The sequence below is a fragment of the Sporomusa sp. genome, from assembly GCF_035561255.1.
Lineage (GTDB): Bacteria > Bacillota > Negativicutes > Sporomusales > Sporomusaceae > Sporomusa.
This window is the reverse complement of record NZ_DATMXX010000276.1, coordinates 1-10,000: the sequence shown is the minus strand read 5'-3', so window position 1 is coordinate 10,000 and position 10,000 is coordinate 1. Positions and strand designations below refer to the sequence as shown.

Below are 10,000 nucleotides of genomic sequence, written 5' to 3'. Positions count from 1 at the left end.
GAGACAGATAGGTGGTTTATGAAAGATAAAATAGTTGTTGGTATTGATGCTGGTTCTTCGGCGATTAAAATTAGCTTGTACGATGGTGAAACATTCGAAAACAGCCTCAGTCCATCCAGCTGGAACCCGAAAGAACAGGCTGCCGGTTTGCTGGAGACCGTGCTTGCCGGACAAGGCCATACGCAAGCTGCATATATCGTGGGAACCGGTTATGGGCGGCTCAATCTACCGTTTGTAACCAAAGCCATGACAGAAATAACCTGCCATGCCAGAGGGGCAGGTTATTTATTGCCTGAGGCCAGGACGGTCATTGACATTGGCGGACAGGATGCTAAAGCCATTAGGGTAGATGACTGTGGTAAGGTTCAGGATTTTATCATGAATGATAAATGTGCAGCCGGGACAGGCCGGTTTTTGCAGGTTATGGCTAATGCGTTGGGGCTTGATGTTGCTGATATTGGGAGTATTGAGGCCGATGCTGGCGGCCAGGTGTGTACGATAAACTCTATGTGTACAGTATTTGCCGAATCTGAGGTTATCGGTCTTGTTAATCGAGGTGTTTCCCGTGAAGCGATCATTGCTGCTTTATACACTTCGATTGCTAACCGGGTGGCAGTTATGGCAGCCGCGATTCAACCGCTGGCGCCGGTTGCTTTCACCGGCGGTGTGGCTCAAAACAGGGCACTCAGGCTGCAGCTTGAGGCCAGGCTGGGTTTGCCGGTTATTACCTCTGCCCAGGCGATATTTGCCGGATCAATTGGGGCGGCATTATATGCTTGGGATGCTGCCAGGTAGTTTTTATTAAATACATATAAATGGGGGAGAAGTTAATGGCAGATGCGTTTACTATGCTCAAAGATATTAAGGAAACAGGGAAAAAAGTTGTAGGTTTTTACTGTGTTTATGCCCCGCAGGAACTGGTGCTGGCGGCCGGTGCTTTGGGGTTTTCCCTGTGTGCAACCAAAGAAGAAGGAATCCCTGACGGCGAAAAAACACTGCCTCGCAACTTTTGCCCGCTCATCAAGTCTTCCTATGGTCTGGCGGTAACCGATAAGTGCCCCTATTTTCTATATGCGGACCTTATTATTGGCGAAACAACCTGCGACGGTAAGAAAAAAATGTTTGAGCTTATGAAAACCTTTAAGCCTGTGCATGTAATGAAAATGCCCCAGAGTTATCTTGACGAAAGTGATAAGGCTTATTGGCTAAATGAGGTAAGGCTATTAAAAGAGCTTCTGGAAGCTGAGCTTGGCACTACAATTACTGATGAAAAATTGCAGGACGCGATAAAAGTACTTAATGAAGAACGCCGGCTGATGCAGCAGCTGGCAGAATATATGAAAAATGACCCGGTACCAATGACTGGACAAGACTTTCTGAAGCTTCTCTGGGGCCGGAATTTCGTAACAGACCGGACTGAGTTCGCCGAGCAAATTAAGGCTGTTATCAGTGATATTGAGGATAGCGTAGCCAACGGAGAAGCTGCGAAGCCTAAAGGGGCAAAACGGATTTTGGTTACCGGTGTGCCGACAGGCGTAGGTGCTGACAAGGTGATAAAGATTGTAGAAGACTGTGATGCGGCTGTTGTGTACATTGAAAACTGTTCAGGCATGAAGCAGTATGTTACGCTTGTAGACGAAACAAAGCCACCCCTTGTTGCTATTGCCGAAAAATATCTGGCAATTCCCTGTTCATGTATGAGCCCGAATCCTACCCGTATGCAGCAGCTTGTCCAGCTGGTTAAGGATTACCGGGTTGACGGTGTTGTTGATATTACCTGGCAGGGCTGCCATACCTACAATGTTGAGAGCCGGATAGTCAAAGAGTTTCTAAAACAGAACGGTAATACCCCATTTCTGCAGATAGAGACCGATTATTCCCAGGGTGACGTTGAGCAAATTAAAACAAGGGTACAGGCTTTTCTGGAGATGATGGCCTAAACTTAGCTGCGTTGCCGGCAAACGCTCTCAACAGGACAGCCCTCGCAGGAGGGCTTCTTTTTGCAATGTCGCTTGGCATGCTCAACAATAAGACCATGAAATTCACCATAGAGATACACATCCCTGGGCAGATTTTCCTCAATCTCCAGCCGCAAGCCGTCATAGGTACCGGGTATATCATAACCAATCCTGTGTAATATGCGTTTCGTATAGGTATCCACCACAAAAAAGGGTTTGTTCAGGGCATATAACAAGATAGAATCAGCGGTTTCCCTGCCGACACCTTTTACGGCAAGCAGTTCAGTCCGGAGTACTTCGCCGTCGCTTGCGGCTGCTTTTTCAATATTGTACCCATAGCCCGCATACCATTGTGTCAGTGCTTTTAGTTTGACGGCTTTTTGATTATAGTACCCGCTGGAACGAATGAGCTGTGCCAGTTCGCCGAGATCTACCCCGGCGATAAAGGTTGGGGATAACCGGTCGCCTAAGTTGACTAAAGCCTTTTCTACATTGGTCCAGGTGGTGTTTTGTGTCAGGATGGCACCAACCATCATTTCAAAGGGGGTCTTGGCAGGCCACCAATTCCGTTGACCGTAGGCATTCAGCAGGGTATTGTATAACTCATGTAATCCATTCATAATAAGGCTCCTTACGTTTATGCCTGAGCGGCTTATTTTGGGGACGAAATCCATGTATCTATTATAATATGTTCGGCCTGAAAATTCCTCTCCAGGTTGCAGTAATATTTGCAGGATATACTTGACAAATGGTTTCAGCTTCGATATCATTTATACAACTAGCCAATAATTTCATACTAACTCTTATCCAGAGAGGTCGAGGGACTGGCCCGATGACACCCGGCAACCGGCGTATTTACGCGTAAGGTGCTAATTCCAGCAGGAATCAGTAGATATTCCTGGGAGATGAGAGGGGATTAGGTATATGTACATATGCCCCCTCTATGAGGGGGCATTTATTTTTACATGTTAGCTACAAATAGCTTAAAAGAAGGGGGCGTAGTCCATGGTTGTTACCTTTTTCCCTGGCTTTAAATGGCGGTCACAGCTTAAGCAGGCCCAGATAGCCAGCCCGGAGAACCCGTTTGAATTGGTGCAAGGCGGCTGTTTGACAGATATAACGGTTGCCTATGAAACCTATGGTACGCTTTCAGATGACCGTGATAATGTTATCCTGGTGGCTCATGCACTGACTGGTGACAGCCATCCTGCCTCGCATGAGCACTATGATGAACAAGGCTGGTGGGAACCCTTAATTGGCCCGGGACGGACGCTTGATACTGACCGGTTTTATGTCATTTGTGCCAATGTACTTGGCGGCTGTCAGGGGACAACAGGCCCTGCTTCGCCTGACCCGGCTACCGGTAGACCTTATGGTATGCAATTTCCTGAGGTTACTATTAAAGATATGGTGCGGGCGCAGAAAAGGCTGCTTGATGTACTTGGGATTCATCATCTTGCGATGGTGGTTGGCGGTTCAATGGGCGGGATGCAGGCGCTTGAATGGGCGGTAAGTTACCCGGGCTTTATCGATGCCGCTATTGTGATTGCCGCTCCCGGTTATGCAGCGCCACAGGCCATTGCCTATAACCGGGTGGGCCGTCAGGCAGTCATGCTTGATCCTGCCTGGAACAATGGTGATTACTATGGGGGGCGGGGACCGGAAAAAGGCCTGGCTGCAGCCCGGGCTCTTGGTATGATTACCTATCAAAGTGAGCTGTCTATGGCGTATAAATTTGGTCGTCGTATACGCAGCGGGCAGTTCGAAATAGAAAACTATCTTGATTATCAGGGGATAAGTATTGTAAAAAGATTTGACGCGAATTCCTATCTCTATCTGCTCCGGGCACTTGATCTTTTCGATATAAGCGCCGGTTATTCATCCTATGAAGAGGCTCTGAGCCGTATCGATGCCCGGGTACTTATTGTAGGGGTAAGTTCAGATATTTTATATCCGCCGCATCAGCAGGAAGAATTGGCGGAAACTTTGCGCAGGGCGGGAATTCGTACTGAGCTGGCTATTATTAACAGTCCACACGGGCATGACGGATTTCTGATTGATTTCCAATTGTTGCGGCCAATATTAACAAAGTTTATTAATTCTGCCTTGCAGGCGCCTGTTGCCGTGCCAATTAGGCAGTGGTTTAGGTTCCGGCCTTCCAGCCTGGCCTATCTGGGGGCTCGCCTGATACCGGAGATTTAGTTCAGTGAGGAATGCTTATAAACCTTTTTCTCCTCCTATAACCGCAAGTAATTATGCCTATGCATAATAGATATTTTACTTAATTGTCAAGTACCCTTACACTAAAGATAAGCAGTAGGCATTTAGGTAAAGGGGAGAAAGTATATGCAAGGGTTACTAACATGGATATTCGGCTATAAAATGCCGTACAATGATAATGAAGCAATAAAACAGGGTGTGCTTGTTGATAAAAGGGAAAAAGTTGTGCCCATTCCTGTTACCCGGGACATAACCCAGACAAAAGAATTCTGGGATCGCGCAGTACCCTCGTAAGTGTAGTACAAATCTGAAAATGGTCTTGACAATTATTGGTAAGGCCAGCCATAGTATAAGGTATATAGTTCTTTTCTAGAACTATATACCTTATTTTGATGTTAGGGGTACAACTGGCGTGGATATTCTGCATTTGACATATTTTATTGAAGTGGCGAAACAGGGGAGTTTTACCAAAGCTGCTCAGGTTCTGCATGTCTCGCAGCCTTCAATCAGCAAGATGGTGCGCAATCTGGAGGACGAACTCCGGGTAATTCTGATTGACAGATCGGCTCGTAAGATTAAGCTGACTGATGCCGGACAGGCTCTCCATGAACGCGGTATTAAGATTATTGAATCACTTAACAATGTCGCTGTTGATCTTGATGATTTAATGGCTGGACGCAAGGGTCAGATCAGTATTGGTATCCCGCCGATGGTTGAGACGAACTTTTTTGCGATAGCTATCGGGGAATTTAAGAAAAAATACCCTGATATACTTATTGAGTTAATAGAGGTTGGCTCTAAAGCAATCGAAAGTATGGTTGAAGCAGGTGAACTGGAGATCGGTGTTGTTGTATTGCCTGTTAAAAATAAAACTAATTTTTCTATGTTTGCTTTCATCAAAGACCCAATCCTGCTCATCGTGCACCCTGAACACAGGCTGGCTGCACAGGGTATTGCCCATATTACCGACCTGGACGGCGAGTCTGTGGTTATGTTCCGTAAGGATTTTGCCCTGCATGATCATATTATCGAAAAATGTCGTGAATACGGTTTTATGCCGAAGGTATTATGTGAAAGCTCCCAATGGGATTTTATGGTGGAAATCGTGGCAGCTAAATTGGGAGTGGCGCTGTTACCTAAGATCGTATGTGACAAACTTAGCCGTGATGTTGTCAAGGCACTGCCGCTTGTTGAAGAAATCAGACCCTGGCATCTGGCTGTAATCTGGAAGAAAGATACCTATCTCTCCTTTGCCGCCCGTGAGTGGCTAAAATATGCTGCCTGTCTATTTGGCGTTGAAGTGAAACTGGAATAAAGCCGGGCATAAACACGCAGCGGCCGGCTTTTTGGACAAAAAAAAAAGCCTTAGACACCTGGTCTTTAGGCTTATGACGTGGGCATATTTAATGCCTATGTGTAGTTTACACTTTGTAGGGATAAAGGTAAAATACATAATAAGAATACCTGCTATTACTTAAAGTTATGGGATTGGCTATTCTCTTTTTGTGCCACAATGGGTTTGTACAGGATATTTGCTTATGCAGCGCGAAATACAAAAAAGTATAATCTAAGAAAATGAGCGTGAAGGGTTGGAGACATTTTGCGATTTGAGGATGTTTGTACTGTATTTTGGCGGGACTGGGTAGTATTAAACCGGCGGCTGGTTAAATTTGTTTTGTCCCGGATGATTAGTCCGGTATTATATCTGGTGGCGTTTGGCTGGGGCTTGGGGCGTAGTCTTACCGTTAATGGCGGGAGTTATCTGGATTTTATTTTACCAGGCATTATGGCGCTTAATGCGATGAATATCAGTTTCAGTGCTGTGGGTTCACCGCTCAATATGAGCCGGTTATACCATAAAACGCTGGAGGAATACCTGATTGCGCCGGTCAGTCCGGGATCTTTTGTGGCTGGTAAGGTGTTGGCCGGGGCGCTCCGGGGTCTGATCTCATGTGCGATAATTTTTGTGCTGGCATTCTTCTTTGGTGCTAATTTTGCCATAAGTCCAGGCTTTCTTTTGACCCTGGCGCTTACCTGTCTGCTGTTTGCCGCCATGGGGCTGGTGGCGGCGATGCTGATCAATTCGCATGAAGATATGGCTAGTTTTAGCACCTATGTACTGCTGCCAATGTCATTTTTATGTGCTACTTTTTTTACGCCGGATAGACTGCCGCTGGCATTGCGCTGGTTTATTGACCTGTTGCCGTTAACCCATGCTACCTATGCGTTGCGGGCCATTGCTGCGGGTATGGAGACACCCTGGGTTTCTGTTGGTGTGTTGGTAGTATATACCGTACTTTTGCTCGCTATCGGGGTTTGGACTATGATTCGGGTAAGGGACTAGATCAGTAACAGCTACTGAAACGAAAAAACGGGTAGAGTGTATAGACACTCTACCCGTTTGTCACATTTATAAGGTCATAACTACTTTTCCCAGCACATGACTGACCGGAACAGGACCAATATAGCGGCTGTCACTGGAGTTATTACGATTATCGCCTAACACATACACCTGACTTGGTGGAACAATAACTTTCTTAGGAACGGCAGCGCGCATGGCTTCCTTAATATAAGGTTCGTCAAGCAGTGTTCCGTTACGATATACCTTGCCGTCCTTGATTTCAATAGTATCGCCAGGCTTGCCAACAACCCGCTTAATCCAGATATGATTGTCGACCTCAGCCAGTTTAGCAACACTAAGGTATGTGGAAACTGGGTCGGCAAGGTCATCCTTAACGCTGCGATCGCGGAATACGCGGCTGTCAATAATAACAATGTCGCCATACTCAGGCGCATTGGCAAAGGTATGGGACAACTTTGATACAAATACATAATCATTATTGTGCAGGTTGGGCTCCATCGAGCTTCCTACGACCCGGGTGGGCTGAAATACAAAAGCGTTAATCACAATGGCCAGCGCTAAGGCCACGGCCAGGCTGTATGTCCAGTCGGCAATCTCTTTAATGAGTTTCATTATTGAATTCCCCCTAACATTAAAATTTTAACAGATAGCTTTGCTGGGAGCAAGGATTATTACAAGTAGGATAGATGGAATTATTGGTAAGTGCGTATATAAAAAACCTCTTTTGTAACAAACTAAACCAGAAATTCAAAGGAGGTACAGTATATATGGCTAATGATACCCTAATTAAAAGCGATGATACTACTAGCCGTGGTGATGTTGAATCAGTGCCCAATAAAGGTGACGCCAGCGGCACCAATAATCCGGACGAGCATTTCGATGTGCATAAGAATGCCCGAAAGTATTATGATATTGAAAAAGCCCCTGCCTCTATGCCTGAGGTACATAAATGGCAACGGGAACACATCAAGGTGCATGACCAGAGTAAGGACGGTTTTCCACTTAATGTTATTATTGACCCGGCCATGCGCGAGATGTATCAGCACGTTCATGCCCAGGGTTTAACCAACGTATTTGACCGCTTTGAGCAACAGGAAAAAATCCGCTGCAGCTTCTGTTCTTCCGGCCTGTCCTGCCAGCTGTGTGCTAACGGACCTTGCCGGATCAGTGCCAAGGCGCCCCGCGGCAACTGTGGTGTTGATGCCGATGTTATGGTTGCGAGGAACTTTGTGTACCGGCATGTTACTATTGGAACCTCAGCTAATATCTTCCATGCCCAGCAGGCAGCTCGTACCCTGAAAGCGGCTGCCGAAAAACCGGATAGCGGCCTTAAAATACGGGACAGCCAAAAACTCTTAAAATACGCGGAAATGGCAGGCCTAAACAGCCATGAGGATATTAATAAAGTAGCAGTCAACTTTGCTAACTGGGTTCTTGCGGATATGGGCAAACCTTACTGGGAAGAAGCAGCTATGGTTAAAGCCTTTGCTCCTCCCAAACGCCAGGAACTGTGGCGTAAGCTGAATATCTTCCCCGGCGGTGGTTTCAGCGAGGTCGGTTTTGCGCAAACCAAGTGCATGACTAATCTCAACGCTGATGCAGTCGACTTTTTGTTAACCTCTGTCCGGCTGGGTATAATCAATGAATACCAGGGGCTGTTTGCACTTGATATTCTTCAGGAAATACTTATGGGTACGCAAAAAATCCGTACTGCCAAGCAGAATATGGGACTGCTCAAAAAAGAGATGGTTAATGTAATTACCAATGGCCATATGCCCCTTACCGCTCATGTTGTTATTGAGCTGGCCTCTACACCTGAGTGGCAGGACAAAGCCAGGCAGGCCGGGGCCAGTGGTCTCCAGATACTTGGCCATGTCTGCGAAGGCCAGCAACTGTTAAATTATAGCGATACCGGGGCGATGAGCGCTTACGCCGGGCAAGAGGGCGAGTGGCTCTCAGAGGAGTATCTCCTGGCAACCGGCGCTGTGGACCTCTTTATGTTTGATTATAACTGCACCATTCCTACCCTGCCACTTTATGCCAAACGGTTTGGTACCACGATGGTAAGCACCCATGAAGTCATTCGTCTGCCAGGCACCGAGGTTGTCGAGTTTAAGCCTGAAGAGATGAAACAACAGGCGGAGAAAATCCTCGATATGGCAATTGCTGCTTTTAGCAAACGCAAAGCCGAAAACCGGGAGGTATACATTCCACCCCACGTATCTGAAGGGTGCATGATTGGTTTTAGCACCGAGTCGGTCAAAGAAGCACTCGGCGGTTCCTGGAAACCGCTTATTGATGCCATTGCTGCCGGTAAAATCCGGGGTATTGCCACAATTGTCGGCTGCACTACCGCCCGCTATGGTCAGGGCGGCAGTAATATCTTCCGCATCACCAAAGGCTTAATCGAAAAAGACATTCTGATTTTATCAGGTGGCTGTACTTCCTCGGTGATGGAATATACCGGCCTAACCAATCCGCAGGCTGCCGAAGAATGCGGGCCTGGACTCAAAGAGGTGTGTAAAGCCCTTGGCATTCCGCCTGTGCTCTCCTATGGCGCCTGTGTCGATATCGGTAAGATGACCCAAACAGCCAAAGAAATTGCCGATGCTTTGGGTGTGGATACCAATATGCTGCCAATTGTCATCGGTGCCCCTGAGTATCTGGAGCAAAAGGCTGTTGCTGATGCCTGTACTGCAATCGCTTTAGGGTGGCTGGTACATGTCGCCCCGGTACCGTCAGTCACCGGCAGCGATCTTGTGGTTAAAACACTGACCGAGACCACTGAAACCCTGGGGCTGGGGAAACTCACGGTCGAAACCAGTGCTGACAAGACGGTGCAAATCTATGTGGATCATATTGAAAAGAAACGCAAAGAGCTGGGACTGAATTAGTAAGCACGGCTGAATGTAAAAAAAGATTGCCACGTTATCGCTTAGCGGTAGCGTGGCAATCTTTTTCTGCATTACTGCAGCCAGCGGGGCGTTACAGTAATACTGTCGCCGGATAAATCTGCAGGTCTGATAGTAAAGGATGCCCATTTCCTGGTTATCGGGTTACCCAGACCTGAATAGGAGTGGATGTCTTTTTCAAGTATTTTGACGGTAATGATTCCGTTAGCTCTTGAAACTATTGTGTAAGGTGTAATGGTGCCGGCATTCAGTACGTAGAAATCATTGGCCCCCTTTACTTCAAAAAACAAAGCGGCAGTTGGCTTGGGGAAATCTGGATATTGGGCATCGGCAGCCGGGACAATATTGATGCCTTCAAGCGTCGGCATGTTCCTGTAAAAATTACTCATTACATCTGTCCTAACACCTACAATCGCTGGTGCAGCAAACGCAGTAGACATAGAAAACACGAGCATGAGAACTGTAATTAGTAAACGGCCCCAAAATTTATTCATTTAAAAACCTCCATAGCTTATTTCCTTAGCTAAGTTGGGTATATTTTAATATGT

The 10,000-nt window shown here is 46.8% G+C and carries 10 protein-coding genes and 1 riboswitch; of the genes, 7 read left to right on the top strand and 3 right to left on the bottom strand.

Translation table 11 applies throughout. From position 1 onward, the window contains the following. Both VN379_RS15270 and VN379_RS15265 read left to right on the top strand, forming a co-directional pair. Window positions 1-795: acyl-CoA dehydratase activase (locus VN379_RS15270; RefSeq protein WP_325535348.1), on the top strand; the 795-nt coding region annotated here is incomplete at its 5' end. Between the two features lie 35 nt (window positions 796-830). Further along, entirely contained in the window at window positions 831-1,940 is a 1,110-nt protein-coding gene (locus VN379_RS15265) for a double-cubane-cluster-containing anaerobic reductase (RefSeq protein WP_325535346.1), read from the top strand. A 2-nt stretch (window positions 1,941-1,942) separates the two neighbouring features. Here VN379_RS15265 and VN379_RS15260 read toward each other — a convergent pair whose 3' ends face one another. Beyond that, window positions 1,943-2,578, bottom strand: a complete 636-nt coding sequence (locus VN379_RS15260; RefSeq protein WP_325535344.1) for an endonuclease III domain-containing protein — start codon at window positions 2,576-2,578, stop codon at window positions 1,943-1,945. A 180-nt stretch (window positions 2,579-2,758) separates the two neighbouring features. Beyond that, a riboswitch (SAM riboswitch) is annotated at window positions 2,759-2,870 on the top strand. 93 nt (window positions 2,871-2,963) lie between these two features. Between VN379_RS15260 and metX the strand changes: the two genes are divergently transcribed. From metX to VN379_RS15240, 4 genes are all read left to right on the top strand, one after another. Next, the gene (gene metX / locus VN379_RS15255; RefSeq protein ID WP_325535343.1) at window positions 2,964-4,160 is read left to right on the top strand and encodes a homoserine O-acetyltransferase MetX; all 1,197 of its coding nucleotides are present in this window, start codon (window positions 2,964-2,966) and stop codon (window positions 4,158-4,160) included. Window positions 4,161-4,304: 144 nt separating this feature from the next. Next, the gene (locus VN379_RS15250; RefSeq protein WP_325535341.1) at window positions 4,305-4,472 is read left to right on the top strand and encodes a hypothetical protein; all 168 of its coding nucleotides are present in this window, start codon (window positions 4,305-4,307) and stop codon (window positions 4,470-4,472) included. 118 nt (window positions 4,473-4,590) lie between these two features. Beyond that, window positions 4,591-5,493: a LysR family transcriptional regulator gene (locus VN379_RS15245; RefSeq protein ID WP_325535339.1), complete on the top strand. Its 903-nt coding sequence runs from the start codon at window positions 4,591-4,593 to the stop codon at window positions 5,491-5,493. A gap of 285 nt (window positions 5,494-5,778) precedes the next feature. Continuing rightward, on the top strand, window positions 5,779-6,522 hold the full coding sequence (locus VN379_RS15240) for an ABC transporter permease (RefSeq protein WP_325535337.1): 744 nt from the start codon (window positions 5,779-5,781) through the stop codon (window positions 6,520-6,522). 66 nt (window positions 6,523-6,588) lie between these two features. Here VN379_RS15240 and lepB read toward each other — a convergent pair whose 3' ends face one another. Further along, window positions 6,589-7,152: a signal peptidase I gene (lepB, locus tag VN379_RS15235; RefSeq protein WP_325535336.1), complete on the bottom strand. Its 564-nt coding sequence runs from the start codon at window positions 7,150-7,152 to the stop codon at window positions 6,589-6,591. A 155-nt stretch (window positions 7,153-7,307) separates the two neighbouring features. Here lepB and cooS point away from each other — a divergent pair, with 155 nt between their 5' ends. Next, the gene (cooS, locus tag VN379_RS15230; RefSeq protein WP_325535334.1) at window positions 7,308-9,434 is read left to right on the top strand and encodes an anaerobic carbon-monoxide dehydrogenase catalytic subunit; all 2,127 of its coding nucleotides are present in this window, start codon (window positions 7,308-7,310) and stop codon (window positions 9,432-9,434) included. A 71-nt stretch (window positions 9,435-9,505) separates the two neighbouring features. On the opposite strand, the gene VN379_RS15225 is transcribed toward cooS, so the two are convergent. Beyond that, complete coding sequence (locus tag VN379_RS15225; protein WP_325535332.1) at window positions 9,506-9,946, bottom strand: hypothetical protein; 441 nt, start codon at window positions 9,944-9,946, stop codon at window positions 9,506-9,508. Between the last annotated feature and the right edge of the window lie 54 nt (window positions 9,947-10,000).